The sequence below is a fragment of the Actinospica sp. genome, assembly GCF_035552695.1.
Taxonomy (GTDB): Bacteria; Actinomycetota; Actinomycetes; order Streptomycetales; family Catenulisporaceae; genus Actinospica.
Genome location: NZ_DASZKT010000050.1, coordinates 20,065 through 38,289, shown reverse-complemented (window position 1 = coordinate 38,289; position 18,225 = coordinate 20,065). Strand labels below are relative to the sequence as shown.

Sequence of the window (18,225 nt, the reverse complement as noted above, 5' to 3'; positions counted from 1 at the left end):
GGCGCCTCGGACAGGCAGTACACCGTGCCCGACTCCGGGTCGGCCCACGCCTGCTTGAAGTGCACATGCTCGTCCGACTCGATCGCGAGGTCCGCCTTGTGCGCCTCGGCGAGTTGCTCGGCGGTGATCCCGTTCATGCCGTGGTGCACGTCCATGTATGTGGCCATGGTCCTCATGCCTCCTCGAGGGTGCGTACCAACCACGCTACGAGCAGTCCAGGCCACGCGCGACTCGGCCATTCGGGGGACCGGGGGGGTGCTCGATCATCGGTTGGGGGCAGGCGGCCGCACGGCTCCCGGGTGCGGTCGGACCTGGTTCCCTCGAACGGCGGCATTCGAGCACCGACGGTTGCGTATCGTCTGACATTCGGGTGATCTGTCGACCCGTCAGCCGGACATTGGGGTTTCATCAGTTCATTTTGTTCGCATCTTGACCTATGGCCGTAGCGGTCGGGCGGTCCCACCGCCACCCAGGATGCGAACGAAGTCAAGGAGCTGTTGTACCGTGAAGATCTCCCGTGCCGTGGGCGCCGCCGCCCTGTCCGTGGCCGTCGCCGCGTCGGTCGCGGCGCCCGCTGTGGCGTTGACGACGAGCGGCGGGCAGTCCGGCGCGCCGAGCGAGCAGACCGCGGCGGCGTTCTCGGTCGCTCCGACGCCGCCGCCCCCGCCGAAGCCGGGCGTGCCCGCCCCCAGCACGCCCGGCACGCCGACGCCGACCGTGCCGCCGAGCTCGACCTGTTCGGAGCTCGCGAAGCAGCTCGTCGCGCAGATCCCCGGTATCAGCGGCGACCTGACGGCGGTTCCGCCGAAGACCGACGACGCCACCGGCCTGATCACCGCCGCGCTCAACGACGTCGCCGCGCTGCAGAAGGCCGGCTGCCTGCCCAACGTGCCGAGCAAGAACGTCACGCCGCCCTCCACCGAGTGCGTCTCGGACGTGGCCAAGCTGCTCGCCGAGCTGTTCAGCCTGGTCAGCGACCTGTCCGGGGTTCCGAACATCTCCGGCGCGGTGACCGCGGCGGGCGGGCTGGTCTCGGACGTGACCAGCCTGGTCTCCAACAAGTGCCTGCCCGCGGTCAAGGTGCCCACCTCGCCCGCCCCGAAGCCCAGCACACTGCCGACGACGACCCCGCCGACGAAGGTTCCGAGCCCCCCGGCCCCGCCGAAGCTCTCCGGGCTGCCGCTGCCGACGCCGCCCGTGCCGTCCACCCCGTCGGTGCCGAAGGTCCCGGTCCCGGCCCCGAGCGTGCCCAAGGTGCCGGTGCCGACGCCGTCCAAGCCGGGCCTGCCCTCGCTTCCGGACAACCCGAGCCTGCCCGGGCTGCCGACCCTGCCCTCACTTCCGGGCGCCTCGACCCTGCCGAGCGCCCCGAGCAGCCCGAGCACGCCGTCGCAGTCCCCGCCCGGCAAGAAGAAGTGAGCAGGGGAGTCGGGCCAACCGTCTGACGTTCCGTCACCGACCCCGCGTCACCGCGCCTGATCGGGGGAGTGGCGGCGCGGGGTCAGCCGCGCTCTGGCTGGCTCGGTCCCTGCCCGGCAGGAAGTGGGCAGGGGAGTTGAGTAGTCGTCTGGCGTTTGGTCGGTCGTCCTGTGTCGCTTCGCCTGATTGGGGGCGTGGTGGTGCGGGGTCAGCCGTTCTCCGCTCCGACTGGCCAAGTCTCCGCTGGCAGGAAGTGTGCAGGGAGTCGAGTCAGCCGTCTGGCGTTGGGTCGGTCGTCCTGAGTCGCCTTGCCTGACGGGGCGGGCGGCGGCGCGGGGTCAGCCGCGCTCGGAGTGGCCCACGCGGTCGTCGAGCCAGGCTTGCAGCGGCTGTGAGTCGTGGAAGTGCTTGGCGATCCGGGCCTTGGCCTTCGCCGTGTGCATCCACGGCTCGACCGGCCACTCCTGCCAGGTGATCAGGCCCTTGTTGCGCAGCAGGTCGGCGCGCGGGTGGTCCTTCGAGTAGCCGCGCGGCGCCGTTTTGAGCGGATCTTCTCCGACGACGTCGATGCCACGGGCCTCGACCTCGGCGATGATCCGCCGCAGCTCCTCGCCGGTGACGTCTTCGGCCACGGCCTGCCTGTATCGGGCCAGCTGGTCGGGCGCCATCATGTGGTAGCCGACCGCCACGCCAAGGCCGTCGGCGGAGAGGTGGATGTAGCCGCCGCGGGACAGTGTGGCGCCCATCGCCGTCTTGTACGGGGACTTGTCGGCGCTGAACCGGATGTCGCGGTACGGGCGGAACAGCTTCCCATCGCCGAACTCGTCCGCGAGCTCGCTCAGCAGCGCCTCCATCGGCGCGACCACGTCAGCGTCGTAGACGGCACGATGCGCGGACCAGTACGCCTTCGAGTTGTCCGCCTCGAGACCCTCGTAGAAGGTGAACGCACGCTCCGGCCAGCCGGTGAATCCCATACCTCGGACAGTAGCCGCCGCCTCCGACAGTCGCGAGTGGGACGCGCTCATTCCTCCAGGCCCAGCCCGGCCGGCGTTCCGGGCAGGTGCGCGAAGATCAGGCTCGTCTCGGTGTGCCGCACGGCCGGATGGCCGGTCAGGTGGTCGAGCACGAACTCGCGCAGCGCGTCCGAGTCGCGCACGGCGATGTGCAGCAGGTAGTCGTCGGTCCCTGCCACGTGGAAGAAGCTCACCAGGCCAGGCAGTTTCGGCACATCCCGCATGAAGGTGTTGATCTGGGCGCGGCTGTGCACGTTGAGCTGCACCGCGATCATCGCCTGCAGGCCGAGTCCGAGCGCGGCCGGGTCGATGTCGGCGTGGAAGCCGCGGACCACGCCGCGTTCCCGCAGGGCCCTGATACGGCCGTGGCAGGTGGACGGCGCGATGCCGACGAGTTCGGCGATCGCGTTGTTGGGCGTGCGCGCGTCCTGGGCGAGCACGCGCAGGATCGCCCGGTCGATCTCGTCGACGTCCTGCTGTGGATTGTTCGATGGCACGCTCACAAGTCCGGCTCCCGGCGAAGATCATGCGACAGGTTGACTGCTCAGAGAATTATATTCAAGCATCTTTCCATGCCGCCGGATCATCTTCATTCTGTTCTCCATGACGCACCTCGACACCCGCGCCGTGCATGCCGGACGCCAGGACCTCGCGGACCTCGGCGTGCACGTGCCGCCGATCGACTTCTCGACCACGAATCCGCTGCCGGACATCGAGATCGGCGGCGCGTGCTACGAGGCGCTGGCCACCGGCGGGCTGCCGGTGCCGGGCGGGACTTACGTCTATCAGCGGCTGTGGAACCCGACGACCGGCCGCTTCGAGCAGGCCCTCGCCGAGCTCGAGCACTGCGAGCAGGCGGTCGCCTTCGCGTCCGGGATGGCCGCGATCACCGCCTGCCTGCTGGCCGCGGCCGCCGAGGGTAAGCGGCACGTCGTGGCCGTGCGACCGCTCTACGGCGGCACGGATCACGTGCTGAGCACCGGTCTGCTCGGCACCGATGTCACCTGGGCCGATCCCGCCGACGTGGCCTGCGCGCTGCGCCCCGACACCGGCCTCGTCATCGTCGAGACGCCCGGCAATCCGACGCTGGAACTACTCGATCTCGCCGACATCGCCCGGCAGTCCGGCAGCGTGCCGCTGCTCGTCGACAACACCTTCGCGACGCCGATTCTGCAGCAGCCGGCCGATTTCGGCGCCAAGCTGGTCGTGCACAGCGCGACGAAGTACCTCGGCGGCCACGGCGACGTGCTCGCGGGGATCGTCGCGACGAACGCGGAGTGGGCCGAGAAGCTGCGCCGGGTGCGGGCCGTGACCGGCGGCATTCTGCACCCGCTCGCCGCGTACCTGCTGCATCGCGGCCTGCAGACGCTGCCGCTGCGCGTGCGTCACCAGTCGGAATCCGCGCGGCAACTCGCCGAGTGGCTCGCCGCCCGGCCTGAGATCGATCGGGTCTACCACCCGAGCCTGCCGCAATGCGACCCGACGCGGCTGGTCGGCCGTCAGATGAGCGGGCCCGGAGCCGTCCTCGCGATCTCCGTGCGCGGGGGCTACGAGGTGGCCGCGCGCGTCGCAGGGGCCTGTGAGCTGATCACGCACGCGGTCTCGCTCGGCGGCGTCGACACGCTGATCCAGCACCCGGCGTCGCTCACCCACCGGCCGGTGGCCGCCGACGCCAAGCCACACGCCTCGGTGCTGCGGCTGTCCATCGGCCTCGAGGACGCCGAGGACCTTCGAGCCGACCTTGAACGGGCCCTTAAGCGCGCCTGATCCCCGATTCTCAGACTATTGACCGACCGGAGCGCCGGGGGTACGTTGCGAGCCAATGGTTAGGGAAGTTTACTAACTATGGCTCTCACCCACCCACCGTCCAGGCTCCGAAGAGGTCATTCCGAGTATGAATCCGATACGCACTGGTCCCGCGCGCCTCGCCGTCGGCGCGGTGGCGGCGACCGGCCTGGCCGCGGGCGGCGTGCTGCTGGCGTCCGGCACCAGCCAGGCCGCCGGCAGCTCGCTGCCCGCGCACTTCTCCGCCCCGTACCTGCAGATCGCCTCGTCCGACGCCGGGGACATGGCCAAGGACAAGTCGGCCAGCGGCGACCCGTACTACACGCTCGCGTTCCTCACCCCGAAGAGCGGCTGCACCGCCGAGTGGGAGGACAACGGCGACTCGGTCGGCGCGTTCACCAGCCAGATCTCCGCGCTCCAGTCCGCCGGCGGCAACGTGCTGATCTCCTTCGGCGGCGCGTCCGGCGGCGAGCTGGCGCAGACCTGCACCTCGGCCTCGAAGCTGGAGGCCGCGTACGCCAACGTGGTCAAGACCTACGGCGTCAACCGGCTCGACTTCGACATCGAGGGCTCGGTGCTCGACGACGGTTCGGCCAACTCGCGGCGCGACCAGGCGCTGGCGAAGCTCCAGGCGGCCGACCCCTCGGTGCAGATCGACTTCACCATCCCGGTGGACCCGACCGGCCTCGAGTCGAACGCGGTGAACCTGCTCAAGGGCGCCAAGAGCGCCGGGGTCAAGGTCACCATCGTCAACATCATGACGATGGACTTCGGCGACGGGCAGAACCCGCTCAAGGACGCCGAGTCGGGCGCGACCGCCACCGAGAAGCAGATCCACAGCGTCTACGGCGGCAGTTCCGCGGCCGACTGGGGCATGCTCGGCCTGACCCCGATCGCCGGTCGGAACGACGACAACGAGAACTTCACCCAGTCCGACGCCAAGACCCTCGAGTCGTTCGCGGCCTCGAACGGCGTGGGCGAGCTGGCGTTCTGGGAGGTCGACCAGTACGACAAGCCGCTCGGCTACGCGTACTCGAAGGTCTTCAACAAGATCACCGGCTGACGGCCCGCGACGCGGCTGACCGGCAGGCCTACGCGCCGGACAGCCGCGTCGCTCGACCCGGGAATAACGACACGGTTTCGTTGGCTAAATGTCTTGTGATTGAAGAAAAGCTCCCGGTGATCGACCTTTCCGCGGCGGACGACCCGGCCCGCGTCGAGGCGTTCCGCGAGGCCCTGCACGACGCCGCACACGAGGTCGGCTTCTTCCAGCTCGTCGGGCACGGGATCGAGCCCGAGGAGTCGGACGCGCTGCTCGCCCTCGTCCGCCGCTTCTTCGCCCTTCCCGAAGCGGACCGGCTGACGCTCAGCAACCTCGACTCGCCGCACTTCCGCGGCTACACCCGGATCGGCCACGAGCTGACCGGCGGACGCTCGGACTGGCGCGACCAGCTCGACATCGGGCCCGAACTGCCGCCACTCGTGCTCTCGCCGCACGACCCGGCGTACCTGTGGCTGCAAGGCCCGAACGCGTGGCCCGAATCCCTCCCCGAGCTGCGCGAGGGCATCCTCGGCTGGCAGGACCGGCTGGCCGCCGTCGCGCACCGGCTGCTGCGGGAACTGCTCGTCTCGCTCGGCGCGCCGCGCACGTTCTTCGACGCGGCGTTCGCCGAGAAGCCGCACCTGCACACCAAGCTCGTGCGCTACCCCGGCCGCGCGCCGGACGGCTCCGAGCAGGGCGTCGGCTGGCACAAGGACTACGGTTTCCTCACGCTGCTGCTCCAGGACGAGCACGGCGGACTTCAGGTGCAGCGCGAGGACGGCGGCGTCATCCACGTCGATCCGCTGCGCGGCGGATTCGTCGTCAACCTCGGCGAGCTGCTGGAGATCGCGACGGACGGCTACCTCCTCGCCACCAACCACCGCGTGGTCAGCCCGGCGTCGGGTGCGGAACGCTTCTCAGTGCCCTTCTTCTACAACCCGCGGCTCGACGCGCGGATCGAACCGGTGCCCGGCGACTACCTGGCCGAGGCGCCCGGCGTGGTGCGCGACCCGGCGAACGCGCTCTACGACGTCTTCGGCTGGAACGAGCTCAAGGGCTATCTGCGTTCGCACCCGGAGGTCGCGCGCAAACACCACCCCGACGCGGCCGAACGATTTCCGGTCAGGTGAGGGAAAATTGAGGACTCGCTGAAGCCGAGTTCCCTCCGGTGGCGTCTGTGATGGACGGGACCCCTACGCTGGGCCCTGATCCACCCGCACATGCCCACCCACCCGGAGGTATCTATGCGATTGCGGTCACTGCTGGGCCGCGGCGCGGTCGTCGGCTGCGTGCTGGCGACCCTGCCGGCCCAAGCCGCGTTCGCCGCGACGCCCGCGACCGACGGCTCGCCAGGATCCGTCACGGTCGTCACCACCACACCATCCGACCAGGTCGGCGGCCTGCCGGCGTCCACGCTGGACGGCAAGACCGAGTACATCCCGCAGGGCACGAAGACGGTCGTTACGAACGCAGCCGGTATGAGCGCGGCCGGTACGCTCAAATCCTCGTCCTCGGCGGCTTCGAAGTCTGACGGGACCCCGGCCACCGGCTACGACGTCTCCTGGCCGGAGTGCGGCGGGGCCATGCCGCCGAGTTCGTCCGTCGCCATCGTCGGCGTGGACGACGGCCACCTGTTCAGCCAGAACCCGTGCTTCGACCAGGAGCTCGCCTGGGCCTCCACGGCCTCGGAACAGGGCCTGTACATGGTCGTCGACTCGCCGATCGGCTGGACGTCGCCACACGTCCTGCAGTACGCGTACCACGGCCCGGCGGGCGATTGCACCGCGAGCGAGTACGCGTGCCTGTCGTTCAACTGGGGCTACAACGCGGCGACCTACGCCGTCCAGTGGGCCGAGTCGCAGGGCGCGGACACGTCGCAGTGGTGGCTCGACACCGAGCTGCCCACCTCGACCAGCATCGACCCGCCCGGCGCGGACTGCTACGCGCCGAACTTCTGGGTCTGCGACCCGACGTACAACGACATCGTCATCCAGGCCGCGGCCGCCGTGCTGCACGCCGACGGCAAGACGGTCGGCGTGTACTCGACGAAGACCCAGTGGCAGTCGATCACCGCCGGCATGCCGTTCGCCGGACCGATCTGGATCGCGGGCTACGACCACCCGGCCGCGACCTACTGCGACCCGGCCAACGCGTCCACCTACTGGTTCGCGCTGAGCGAGCCGCAGCTGGTGCAGAGCCTGCCGACCACGTTCGACCCGGACACCGACTGCTGATTCAGCGTCGGATTCGGCGTCTGATCCGGCTTCAGGTGACCGACATGGGCCGGGCTCAGCCGACGGTGAGCACGATCTTGCCGCGGCCGTGCCCGGCCTCGCTCTGCCGCTGCGCCTCGGCGGCCTGGTCGAGCGGGAACGTGGCGGTGACCGTGGCCCGCAGTTCGCCCCGCACGACCCGCGCCGCGAGGTCCTCCAGGAGCTCTGTGGACGCGACCGAGGCACCGGGGCCGCCGCCGGAGAACGTGACGCCGAGCTTCTCCGCACCCTGATAGTCGGCGATCGTGACGATCCGCTCCGTGGTGCCGCCGCGCAGCTCGATCGACTCCGGCAGCGCGCCGCGTCCGGCGATGTCGAACACCGCGTCCACGCCCTCGGGAGCCAGCGCGCGCACCCGCTCGACCAGCCCGTCGCCGTACAGCGTGGGCTCGCCGCCGAGTGACGCGACGTACTCCTGGTTCGACGGCCCGGCCGTACCGATCACCCGCGCTCCGCGAGCCACGCCCAACTGCACGGCGAACGTGCCGACGGCCCCGGCCGCGCCGTGTACCAGCAGCGTCTCGCCCGACTTCACCTCGAGCAGCCGCAGCACGCGCTCCGCCGTCTCACCGCCGACCGGCAGCGCCACCGCGTCCACGAAGGAGACCTCAGCGGGCTTGACCGCGTACGTCGTGAGGATCGCCTGTTCGCAGTAACCGCCGCCGCGCGTCCAGCCGAACACTTCGTCACCCGGACGTACGTACGTCACCTCGGCGCCGACCTCCTCGACGACGCCCGCGGCCTCGTTGCCCGGGATCGCGGGCAGCTTCGCGGGCATGCTCGGGCGCATGAGGCCGCGCCGGACCTTGTAGTCGAACGGGTTGACGCCCGCCGCGTGCACGCGGATGCGCACCTGCTTGGGACCGGGCGTGGGCGTGTCGACCTCGGCCACGTGCAGGACCTCGGGACCGCCGAAGTCCTCGAAGATAACGGCCTTCATCAAGGGGCTCCTCTCGTCCCGCGCAATCCTAGTTGCGCCTCGCGGACCCCGCTCGTTCACTCCGCCGCGGCGTGCTTCTCCAGCTTCACGCGCCGGGAGCCGACCGGCCACCTGAATCAGAGATCGAAGTACCATCGCGTCGGCCACGTCGGCTACGCTGCCCGGCGGCACCGACCCGCGGTGCACGACGCTCGCCTATCCGACCAGCGCCGGAGCCATCATCGGCGACCCCAGGACGCTTGGCAGTACCGGCATGCACTGCCTGGACATGGGCTTCATCGACCGGAACATCAAGACCACTGACGGTGCCGAATCTGACCGACACCGATCTGACCGCGATCTACGAGTGCAACGCCTCGCTGATCAACTCCTCCGACAGCGGACCGGTCACCTGGAACGAGGTCGGCGGCACCAGCACCGACCAGATCGTCCCCGTGCTGCCGCAGTCCACGTCGGGCGTCCGCGCCGACTGGTTGGCCGACATCGGGGTGAGCACCCTGGGCTCCTGCGTGATCAACGGTACCTACAACGGCGTCTCGATCCAGGAGAACGAGGACCAAGGGCCGCCCGGACGTCCGCGGCACGCTGCTGCTCAGGGAGATCGACGGCAAGGCCCCGCTGACCTCGACCGACGTGGTCAACGTGAGCGGCACGTCGGCGTTCCCCGCCAGGTGCGTCCACGGAGAGTACGCGGTGACACTCAACGCGGGCACAGCCTCGGCCCCGAAGGTATCGGTCACGCCGATCGACCTGACCAAGCTCCTCGGCCAGGGCAACAGTGCCGGTTGGATCTGCGGCACCACCGCTGCGGCCGGCATCAAGTTCTTCGGCTTCGCCACGGCCTCGAACTGCGACGCGCTGACCGGTCAGTGAGTCGCGAGCGCTGAGAACTGCTGCGAATCGCGACGAACCGCTACGCGAGGCGGACCAACTCCATCGCGTCGATGACATCGCGTTCGGCGACGGCGTCGATCTCGCTGATCCGCCCGTCGCGGAAGGTGAGGCGGAGCACGAGCAGGACCTGGTCGTGCGGGGCGACGAGGACGGCGAGTTCGCCGTCGGCCAGGGCCGGCTTCGCGGCCTGGGCGCGGCCGCAGAACTGCTCGGCGACGCGGCGGGCACCGCGGGACTCGAACTCGACGTCGCCGCCCAGGCGCACGGCCGCCTCGTCGCCGCGGATCACGACGTCGGGGTCGAGCACGGTGAGTAAGGCCTCGAAGTCGCCGCCGCGGGAGGCGGCGAGGAAGGCGTCGACCACCTCGCGGCGGCGCGCCTGGTCCGCCTCGACGGCGGCGGACTGGCCGTGGACGCGGCGGCGGGCGCGGCTGGCGAGTTGGCGGGCGGCGGCGGGAGTGCGGTCGACGACCGGTGCGATCTCCTCGAAGGACACGCCGAACAGGTCGTGCAGCACGAAGGCGAGCCGCTCGGCGGGCGAGAGAGTGTCGAGGACGACGAGCAGCGCCAGGCCGACGGTGTCCGCGAGCAGCGCCTCTTCCTCGGGATCCGGGCTCGCCGCCGTCGCCATCGCCGCGGCCTCGATGCGCTCCTGCTCCGGCAGCAGCATCCCGGCCGGGTCCTCGCGGCGCGCCTTGCGGCTGCGCAACTGGTCCAGGCAGACGCGTGCGACGACCGTGGTCAGCCAGCCGCTGACGTTCGCGACCTCGCCGGTGTCCGTGCGGGCCAGCCGCAGCCACGCCTCCTGGACCGCGTCCTCGGCCTCGGGCAGCGTTCCGAGCATCCGGTACGCGACCCCGCGCAGCCGTGCCCGATCCCTCTCGAACCGCGCGGCCAGCGCATCCTGCACGTTCGCGTCCGGCGCGTGGTCCCGCGCGTGCGCCCCGTTTGCCATGATCCTCAGTCTCCCATCGCGAGCCTTCACCGTGGTGACGTACACGGCGCGACGAATGTGACAGGACGACGAGACGCGACTGCCCGACTATTCGCCGAGCTCCTTGGCCGGCGGGGTGAACAGGTGCAGCCGGTCCAGAACCTCGCCCGGATCGCCGGTCCAGTCCAGCGCGGCCATCTCGCTCAGTGTTCTGCGACCGGAGAGCATCCTGACCAGCTCGAAGTCGTTCGTCCGCAGCGTGGCGACCGGCTCGCCGACCCCGATCACCCAGTCACCGGTCGGGGTCACCGCGCGGACGGCCGGGGCGAGCTCGACTTTGCGCCAGGCGCGGATGAGCAGGTCGGTCAGCGTCGCCGCGACCACCGGCGTCGTCGGGCAGCCGCGGAACTGCGGCAGGCGCAGGGCGCCGAGCACGTCCTGTTCGTGGTTCCATGCGTCGAAGACCATCAGGTTGTATCGGTAGCCCTTCTCCCCGGCGAGGCGCTCTTCGAGCTCCGGGCCGCGCTCTGCCCACTCCTCGCACAGCTCCGGGAGCCCGCGGTCCGCGCGATCGGCGACCTGCCGCGCGGTGTCGTCGTCCGTGGCGCGGCCGGTCAGCTTGCCGTCGAGCACCTCCGCGCACACACCCGCGAGGTGCGCGTACGTGTCGCGCACCGTCCACGCGGGAAGCGCGGGCACCGGCGCGGCCGTCTGGTCCCCGGTCAGCCCGGCGCCGAATTCGATCATGCGCGTGCGTACGGTGCGATAACACTCAGCGGTATCCATGCCGCGAGCGTAGCGCTACTGGTGGGTAACTAAGAAGACGCCCGCGACGCGTCGATATCCGTGCCGATCTCCGTCTCGACCCCCGTCTCCGGCGACCGGTTCTGCACCGACATGCCGTCGAGCGCCCCGGTGCCCTTCATGTCCAGCAGCAGAATCGCGTCGTAGTCCGCCGTGTCGGGCTCGGCCGAGTAGACGACCATCCGCAGGTCCTGCGTCCGCACGACTTCCAGCACCTCGTGGCTCAGCGTGATCGTGCCGACCTCCGGGTGGATGAACGTCTTCTGGCCGTAGCCGACCTTCCGCACGTCGTAGCGCTCCCACATCCGGCTGAAGTCAGGGCTCTTCACCACGAGCTCGCCGACCAGCGCGACCAGGTCCGGCGTGTCCGGCGCCGACCCGACGACGGCGCGCAGGTGGGCCACGCAGGCGCGGGCCTTGGTCTCCCAGTCGGGCCACAGGTCCCGCGCGTACGGGTGCAGGAACGTGTAGCGGATCGTGTTGCGCTGCCTGGCCGGCCAGTCGGCCATGCCCGGCATCAGATACGTGCCGCCCGGATTCGCCGCCAGCACGTCGTTCGTCCGGCCGATCACGTACGCGGGACACGGACGGACCGCCTCCAGCATGCGCAGCAGCGTCGGGCGCACGTTCCGCGACGCGGCCGGTCGCGGGTCCGCCGCCATGCCGCGCGCCGCCTGCTCCGCGAGGTTTCGCAGGTACGCGGTTTCCTCCGCGTCCAGTCGCAGCGCGCGGGCGAGCGCGTCGAGCACGGACGGGCTCGGGCGAGTCTCTTTGCCGCGCTCAAGCCGGATGTAGTAGTCGATGCTCACGCCCGCGACCGCGGCGAGCTCCTCGCGCCGCAGGCCCGGGGTACGTCGCGTCCCGGAGCCGCTGGGTAGGCCCAGTTCTGCCGGGGTCACGGCGGCTCGCCGCGCACGCAGGAAGCGGCCAAGTTCGGCGGCGGTCTGCTCGGTCATGATCCGAGTCTCGCAAACGACTCCGGCGTGCGAAAGGCGCGAGGGGGGCAATGGCACACCCCCGAACAGCGCGGTCTGTTTCCGCTCGCGCGGCTTCGGCACGCTGGGATCAGCGGCCGATCCGAACGGTGGGCCGCGCAGAGAGGGGACTCACGGTGACCACCACAGTAGAACGCTGCGACGCCGATCAGGCGGTCGCAGTTCCGCAGCGCACGGGCTCACCCCGCCTGACGCTGTTCGCCGCGCTGCTCGGCTTCGTCATGATCGCCATCGACGCCTCGGCCGTGAACGTGGCGCTGCCCAGCGTCGGGCGCGGGCTCGGCGGCTCGACGGCCGGCCTGCAGTGGATCGTCGATGCCTACACGCTGATGTTCGCGGCGCTGCTGCTCTCGGCCGGCGCGTTCTCGGACCGGCTCGGCGCGAACCGCGTGTACGCCTGGGGTGCGGCCGTGTTCACGCTCGCGTCGGCGGCGTGCGGGCTCGCGCCCTCGCTCGGCTTTCTGATCGGTGCGCGGCTGGCCCAGGGCACAGCGGCCGCGGTGATGCTCCCGGCCTCGCTCGCCATGGTGCGGCAGGCCTTTCCGGACGCCGTCGCCCGCGGCCGCGCGATCGCGCAGTGGACGATGAGCGGGGCCGCCGCGACCGCTCTCGGTCCGGTGCTCGGCGGGGCGCTGACCAGCTCCGTCAGCTGGCGCTCGATCTTCTTTCTCAATCTGCCGGTCGGCCTGGTCATCCTGCTGGCCGTCGTGCGCACGCCCGCCTCGCCGCGCCGTCCGGCGCCACTCGACCTGCCGGGCCAGCTCACCGCGATCCTCGGCCTCGGCGCGCTGACGTACGGCGTGATCGAAGGTGGCGCGCACGGTCTAAGCCGCCCCGGGCCGCTCGTCAGCCTCATGATCGCAGTGCTCTCCTTCGCCGCCTTCGCAGTCGTCGAACACCGCGCGGCCGAGCCGATGCTGCCGCTGGGCCTGCTCAGGGAGCGCGTGGTGGCCGTCTGCCTAGCCGTCGGCTTCGTGGTCAACGCCGCGTACTACGGACTGATCTTCGTCTTCGGACTGTTCGCGCAGGACATCCTCGGCCGCTCGGCCGTAGGTTCCGGCCTGATCTTCCTGCCGACCGCTGTCCTGTGCTCGATGACGAACCTCGCCTCGGCACGTGTCGCGGCCCGGCACGGCGCGCGGGTCCCGGTACTCGTCGGCCAGATCGCCTGCGCGCTCGGCCTGCTGATCCTGCTGCTGGTCGACGGCCACACCAGTGCCCTGACGCTGGCGATCCTGCTGCTGCCGCTCGCCGGCGGCCTCGGCTTCGCGGTGCCCTCGCTCACCGCGCTGATGCTCGGCGGCCTCGCCCCGGAGCGCGCGGGGCTGGCCGGGGGAGTGCTCAACTCCTTCCGGCAGACCGGCGGCGCGCTTGCCGTCGCGGGCTTCGGCGCGCTCGTCGCCAACCAGGCGAGCTTCGTGACCGGACTGCACACCAGCCTCATCATCTGCATCGCACTCTTGGCGGTGACGGCCATGGCGACACTGGCCCTGCCGAAGGTACGGTGAGCAGATGCCCCAAGCCTACGGCGACTACCAGCATGAGATTTACTTCAATGCTCTGCAGGGCGTGCTCCCCGAGCTGCCCATGGCCCACGCGGAGCTCGAAGAACGCGCGCGGGCCACGCTCGCGCCCTCGGTCTGGTCGTACGTCGCCGGAGGAGCGGGGGACGAGACGACCCAGCGGGCGAACGTCGAGGCGTTCACCCGCTGGGGCCTGGTTCCGCGGATGCTCGTCGGGGCCAAGCAGCGGGACTTCTCGGTGGAACTGTTCGGCCACCGCTATCCGACGCCGCTGCTGCTCGCCCCGATCGGCGTCCTCGGGCTGTGCGCGCAGGACGGCCACGGCGACCTGGCCACGGCGCGGGCCTCGGCCGAGCTGGACGTGCCGATGATCGCCTCGACCCTCTCCGTGGATCCGCTTGAGGACGTGGCCAAGGAGCTCGGCGAGACCCCGGGCTTCTTCCAGCTCTACACGCCGACCGACCGCGAGCTCGCCGCCAGCCTCGTGCACCGCGCGGAGGCCGCCGGCTACCGCGGCATCGTCGTCACGCTGGACACCTGGATCCCCGGCTGGCGGCCGCGCGACCTGAGCACGGGCAACTTCCCGCAGCTGCGCGGGCACTGCCTGGCGAACTACTTCTCCGACCCGGTCTTCCGCTCCCGGCTCGCCCAGCCGCCCGAGGAGAATCAGGGTGCCGCGATCCTGCACTGGGCCGGGACCTTCGGCAATCCGCTGACCTGGGACGATCTGCCGTGGCTCAGGTCACTGACGAAGCTGCCGCTGATCCTCAAGGGCCTGTGCCACCCCGACGACGTACGCCGGGCCAAGGATGCGGGCGTGGACGGAATCTATTGTTCGAACCACGGCGGCCGACAGGCGAACGGCGGCCTGCCCGCGCTCGACGCGCTGCCCGGAGTGGTCGAGGCGGCCGACGGGCTGCCGGTGCTGTTCGACTCGGGCGTGCGCTCGGGGGCCGATGTGATCAAGGCCCTGGCGCTCGGCGCGACGGCGGTCGGGATCGGCCGGCCGTACGCCTACGGGCTGGCGCTCGGCGGCGTCGCGGGGCTCGTGCACGTGCTGCGCGGCCTGCTCGCCGAGGCCGACCTGATCATGGCCGTGGACGGATACCCGACGCGCGACTCGCTCACCCCGGACACCCTGCGCAGGGTGGGGTGAGCGAACCGCGCGCCGATCCGGTGTATCAGGCGGTGGCGATCGCCGGGTCGCTGGTGCTCGTGCGGCCGGTCTCCACGTGGCCGGCGAAGCGGCGCAGGTAGTCCGAGTCGCTGGAGATCTTCACCGACACGTCGTACCAGCCGTTGGCCCGGTCGGTGAGCACGGTGTGCTCGAAGCTGCCGCCCGGACGCACCCGGAAGGTGGCGTGGCCGCCCTGGTTGCCGTACGCGTCGGTCAGGGTGATCTCGATCGAGTACTCGGCGTGGTTGACGAAGCTCAGCAGCACCTCGCCCTTGCCGCTGCCCAGGTGACGCGCCGTCACGTCGAGCCCGGCCACCGGACCCGAGCCGCTGACCTCGCGCAGGAAGCCGTTCGGGCCGTGCACCTCGTAGGCGTAGCCCGAGCCGACCGCCCACTTGCCGGTCAGCTTCTTCCCGGCCGAGACCGTGTAGTCCCACGGGCCGGTGGCGTCGGTCGAGGACACGACGTGGAACGCGGCGCCGACCGAGCCGAAGTTCGCGAAGTCCAGCTCGACCTGACCGAGCGTCACCTTGGCGTCCACGGCCAGGTTGTAGGGCAGCGGCCGGGCCGGCCGCAGGCCCGGCTCCTGCACCGGCATGACCTGGTCGGTCGGCACGGCCGGCACGTAGCTCGTGTGGCGGGCGCGGTCGGCCGGGACGTAGGCCGAGGTGCTCGGCAGGTCGCGCGGCTCGCCGCCCTCCTTCGAGAAGTCGAAGGCCGAGGACAGGTCGCCGCAGACGGTGCGCCGCCAGTCCGAGACGTTCGGCTCGTGCACGCCGAAGCGCTTCTCGACGAAGCGGATGATCGAGGTGTGGTCGAAGACCTCGGAGTTGACGTAGCCGCCGGTGCTCCACGGGGAGACGACGACCATCGGCACGCGCGGGCCGACACCGTAGGGGCCGGCGACGAACTCGGAGTTGCCCGGGAAGACGTCCAGGCTCACGTCCACCGTCGAGGCGCCGTTGGCCGCGGAGGTCGGCGGCGCCGGTGTGACGTCGTGGTCGAAGAAGCCGTCGTTCTCGTCGAAGGTGATGAAGAGCGCGGTCTTGCTCCACGCGTCCGGGTCGGCGGTCAGCGCCTCGAGGACCTGCGCGATGTACCAGGCGCCGTAGTTGGCGGGCCAGTTCGGGTGCTCGCAGAACGCCTCGGGCGCGACGATCCAGGAAACCTGCGGGAGCTTGCCGCCCTGCACGTCCGACTTGAGGATGTCGAAGAAGTCGAGGGTGCCGGTGGCGTTCGTGTCGGTGCCGGTCTTGGCCTTGTCGGCGAGCGGGGTGCCGGCGGCGGCGTTCTGGTACTGGTGGAAGTACAGCAGCGAGTTGTCGCCGTAGTTGCCGATGTACGCGTCGTTCGTCCAGCCCCAGGAGTCGGCCGCGTCGAGGCCGGTGCCGACGTCCTGGTAGATCTTCCAGGACACGCCCGCCGCCTCGAGCTTCTCGGGGAAGGTGCCCCAGCCGTAGCCCGCCTCGGCGTTGTCCAGCACCGGGCCGCCGCCCTGGCCGTCGTTGCCGACGTAGCCGGTCCACATGTAGTAGCGGTTCGGGTCGGTCGGGCCGAGCAGCGAGCAGTGGTAGGCGTCGCAGATGGTGAACGCGTCGGCCAGCGCGTAGTGGAACGGAATGTCTTCGCGGTCCAGGTACGCCATCGTCGTGGTGCCCTTGGCGGCGATCCACTCGTTCCAGGCGCCGCCGTTGCGGGCCTGGTGCGTGCTGTTCCAGTCGTGTGCGAGGTCCTCGATGAACTGCAGGCCGAGGTTCGACGCGCTCGGGTGGAACGGCAGCAGGGTGCCGGTGCCGTTCGGCTGGTGGAAGATGGACTGGCCGGAGGGCAGCGTCACCGGGCGCGGGTCGCCGTAGCCGCGCACGCCGCGCAGTGTGCCGAAGTAGTGGTCGAAGGACCGGTTCTCCTGCATCAGGATGACGATGTGCTCGACGTCCTGGATGGTGCCGGTGGTCCGGGACGCCGGGATCGAGGCGGCCTTCGCGATCGAGGTGGACAGGATGGACGCGGCCGCGGCTCCTCCGGACAGCTGGATGAAGCGGCGGCGGTTGGTATTGACGGCCATGGAGAGCGCGGGCCTTTCTGGAGCGGGACGGGGCGGGTGGCGCGGGCTCCAGTGTGCTGGACGTAGTGCCCGTACGGGGCGCCTGTATAGGGAAGGGACGGCGAAGAATCTTGGAAACGTGTATGAACAAGTCACATGTCGGTAAACGAGATCGGGTCCGCGGCGGGCGGACCGACCCCGCATAGGGGAACGCGCATGCTGATGCGGGGTGGCCGGGGTGGACGGCGGCCTCGGGTCGTCCGCGGCGCATCCGTCGGGGTGGGTCAGGCGTTGCGGTCCGCATCGTGCCCACCGCGGCACTGTGCCGCAGGGCTCGTATCCATGTTCGCAAAACCTTGATCATCCCGCTCCCGCGGGGATCGGTGCGGGTATCGACGTCGGGATAGGGGCTGGAAAAACCGCGAAGAAGAGGCATAATCCAAGCAGTTCCGCGGCGGCGTATGGGCCTTGATCACTCAACGTCATGGTGAACGTCATGGTGGGTGCGGACGGTGGGTTGGAAACCTGGTGGGGTTTCCATCTCGGGTGCGGGAACTGAAGGGGACAATGATGTCGATATCGATGGTTGCCGCGAGAGCTGAGAAAGAGCTCGCGATCCAACTGCCAGGCGGCCGGGACGGCCGTGATCCGGAGCGTGCCATCAAGCGCGGGCCCAGCCGGCTTCCGCGCGAGTTCATCCTGGCCACGCAGCGCGACCGGCTGTACGACGGTCTGGTGCGGACCGTCGCCGCGCACGGTTACGCGAACGCGACGGTGACCGAGATCTGCCGTGCCGCGGGCGTCACCCGGCCGGCTTTCTACGAGCACTTCGACGGAAAGGAGGCGGCGTTCCTGGCCGCCTACACGCGCGGCACCGATCTGCTGCTGGGAGTGCTCGAGCGCGAATACCGCGAGGGTTCGCACGATTGGCACTCGGCGGTGTGGCGGCATCTGGAAAGCCTGCTGGAGATTCTCGCGGGCACTCCGGCGTTCGCGGAGGCGGCGATCGTGGAAATCGAGATGGTCGGCGCGGATGCGCGGCGCAAGCGTGCCGAACTGCTGAACCGCTTCCGCGGTTTCTTCTCGGGCGCGCCCGAGCTGCCCAAGCAGGTGGACCGCGGCACCGTGATCGACACCGTCATCGGCGGCGTCTACGCGGCGATCTACCAGCGCATCGCGATCGGAAGGGCGACGGACCTGCCGGACCTGCTGCCCTCGCTCGCGTACTACGTGCTCACGCCCTTCGGCCTGGCGGTGCCGCCCGGAGCGAGGGTGGGGGCGGTGGGAGCGGCGGCGTCGAAGTCGGTGCACTACCCGAGCACGCCGAGTTCCTCGATGCCGCTGTTTCTGACGGCGGATCAGGAATAGGGCCGGGCCGCCTT

At 70.4% G+C, this 18,225-nt stretch carries 18 protein-coding genes; 9 read left to right on the top strand and 9 right to left on the bottom strand.

The features are described from left to right. A partial coding sequence (locus tag VG296_RS08255) for a nickel-binding protein (RefSeq protein WP_349259492.1) occupies window positions 1-167 on the bottom strand: 167 nt, incomplete at its 3' end. A gap of 337 nt (window positions 168-504) precedes the next feature. On the opposite strand from VG296_RS08255, the gene VG296_RS08250 reads away from it, so the two are divergent. Beyond that, window positions 505-1,419, top strand: coding sequence for a hypothetical protein (locus VG296_RS08250; protein ID WP_325564764.1), 915 nt, complete (start codon window positions 505-507; stop codon window positions 1,417-1,419). Between the two features lie 338 nt (window positions 1,420-1,757). Here VG296_RS08250 and VG296_RS08245 read toward each other — a convergent pair whose 3' ends face one another. Both VG296_RS08245 and VG296_RS08240 read right to left on the bottom strand, forming a co-directional pair. Next, entirely contained in the window at window positions 1,758-2,393 is a 636-nt protein-coding gene (locus tag VG296_RS08245) for a DUF2461 domain-containing protein (protein ID WP_325564762.1), read from the bottom strand. Window positions 2,394-2,440: 47 nt separating this feature from the next. Continuing rightward, entirely contained in the window at window positions 2,441-2,935 is a 495-nt protein-coding gene (locus tag VG296_RS08240; protein ID WP_325564760.1) for an Lrp/AsnC family transcriptional regulator, read from the bottom strand. Window positions 2,936-3,035: 100 nt separating this feature from the next. On the opposite strand from VG296_RS08240, the gene VG296_RS08235 reads away from it, so the two are divergent. The 4 genes from VG296_RS08235 (at window position 3,036) to VG296_RS08220 (ending at window position 7,493) form a co-directional block, all read left to right on the top strand. Beyond that, complete coding sequence (locus VG296_RS08235) at window positions 3,036-4,199, top strand: aminotransferase class I/II-fold pyridoxal phosphate-dependent enzyme (protein WP_325564758.1); 1,164 nt, start codon at window positions 3,036-3,038, stop codon at window positions 4,197-4,199. 127 nt (window positions 4,200-4,326) lie between these two features. Then, a complete protein-coding gene (locus tag VG296_RS08230; protein ID WP_325564756.1) occupies window positions 4,327-5,280 on the top strand; it encodes a glycosyl hydrolase family 18 protein in 954 nt (317 codons plus the stop codon). Between the two features lie 116 nt (window positions 5,281-5,396). Then, the gene (locus VG296_RS08225; RefSeq protein WP_325564754.1) at window positions 5,397-6,389 is read left to right on the top strand and encodes an isopenicillin N synthase family dioxygenase; all 993 of its coding nucleotides are present in this window, start codon (window positions 5,397-5,399) and stop codon (window positions 6,387-6,389) included. A gap of 114 nt (window positions 6,390-6,503) precedes the next feature. Then, entirely contained in the window at window positions 6,504-7,493 is a 990-nt protein-coding gene (locus VG296_RS08220; RefSeq protein ID WP_325564753.1) for a hypothetical protein, read from the top strand. A gap of 55 nt (window positions 7,494-7,548) precedes the next feature. Here the strand turns inward: VG296_RS08220 and VG296_RS08215 are convergent, their stop codons facing one another. Continuing rightward, a complete protein-coding gene (locus VG296_RS08215; RefSeq protein WP_325564752.1) occupies window positions 7,549-8,472 on the bottom strand; it encodes an NADP-dependent oxidoreductase in 924 nt (307 codons plus the stop codon). 340 nt (window positions 8,473-8,812) lie between these two features. Next, a complete protein-coding gene (locus tag VG296_RS08210; RefSeq protein WP_325564750.1) occupies window positions 8,813-8,968 on the bottom strand; it encodes a hypothetical protein in 156 nt (51 codons plus the stop codon). 197 nt (window positions 8,969-9,165) lie between these two features. On the opposite strand from VG296_RS08210, the gene VG296_RS08205 reads away from it, so the two are divergent. Next, complete coding sequence (locus tag VG296_RS08205) at window positions 9,166-9,345, top strand: hypothetical protein (protein WP_325564748.1); 180 nt, start codon at window positions 9,166-9,168, stop codon at window positions 9,343-9,345. 40 nt (window positions 9,346-9,385) lie between these two features. Here the strand turns inward: VG296_RS08205 and VG296_RS08200 are convergent, their stop codons facing one another. From VG296_RS08200 to VG296_RS08190, 3 genes are all read right to left on the bottom strand, one after another. Further along, window positions 9,386-10,321 carry a sigma-70 family RNA polymerase sigma factor gene (locus VG296_RS08200; protein WP_325564746.1) on the bottom strand — a complete coding sequence of 312 codons (936 nt, stop codon included), beginning with the start codon at window positions 10,319-10,321 and terminating at the stop codon, window positions 9,386-9,388. Between the two features lie 87 nt (window positions 10,322-10,408). Continuing rightward, window positions 10,409-11,086: a maleylpyruvate isomerase N-terminal domain-containing protein gene (locus tag VG296_RS08195; RefSeq protein WP_325564745.1), complete on the bottom strand. Its 678-nt coding sequence runs from the start codon at window positions 11,084-11,086 to the stop codon at window positions 10,409-10,411. 29 nt (window positions 11,087-11,115) lie between these two features. After that, a complete protein-coding gene (locus VG296_RS08190; protein ID WP_325564743.1) occupies window positions 11,116-12,060 on the bottom strand; it encodes a helix-turn-helix transcriptional regulator in 945 nt (314 codons plus the stop codon). A gap of 155 nt (window positions 12,061-12,215) precedes the next feature. Between VG296_RS08190 and VG296_RS08185 the strand changes: the two genes are divergently transcribed. Both VG296_RS08185 and VG296_RS08180 read left to right on the top strand, forming a co-directional pair. Further along, window positions 12,216-13,607 carry an MFS transporter gene (locus VG296_RS08185; protein ID WP_325564741.1) on the top strand — a complete coding sequence of 464 codons (1,392 nt, stop codon included), beginning with the start codon at window positions 12,216-12,218 and terminating at the stop codon, window positions 13,605-13,607. A 4-nt stretch (window positions 13,608-13,611) separates the two neighbouring features. Beyond that, window positions 13,612-14,778: a lactate 2-monooxygenase gene (locus VG296_RS08180; protein WP_325564740.1), complete on the top strand. Its 1,167-nt coding sequence runs from the start codon at window positions 13,612-13,614 to the stop codon at window positions 14,776-14,778. Window positions 14,779-14,803: 25 nt separating this feature from the next. Here the strand turns inward: VG296_RS08180 and VG296_RS08175 are convergent, their stop codons facing one another. Beyond that, window positions 14,804-16,864, bottom strand: coding sequence for a phosphocholine-specific phospholipase C (locus VG296_RS08175; protein WP_325564739.1), 2,061 nt, complete (start codon window positions 16,862-16,864; stop codon window positions 14,804-14,806). Between the two features lie 561 nt (window positions 16,865-17,425). Here VG296_RS08175 and VG296_RS08170 point away from each other — a divergent pair. Next, window positions 17,426-18,211: a TetR/AcrR family transcriptional regulator gene (locus VG296_RS08170; protein WP_325564737.1), complete on the top strand. Its 786-nt coding sequence runs from the start codon at window positions 17,426-17,428 to the stop codon at window positions 18,209-18,211. The last annotated feature ends 14 nt before the right edge of the window (window positions 18,212-18,225 follow it).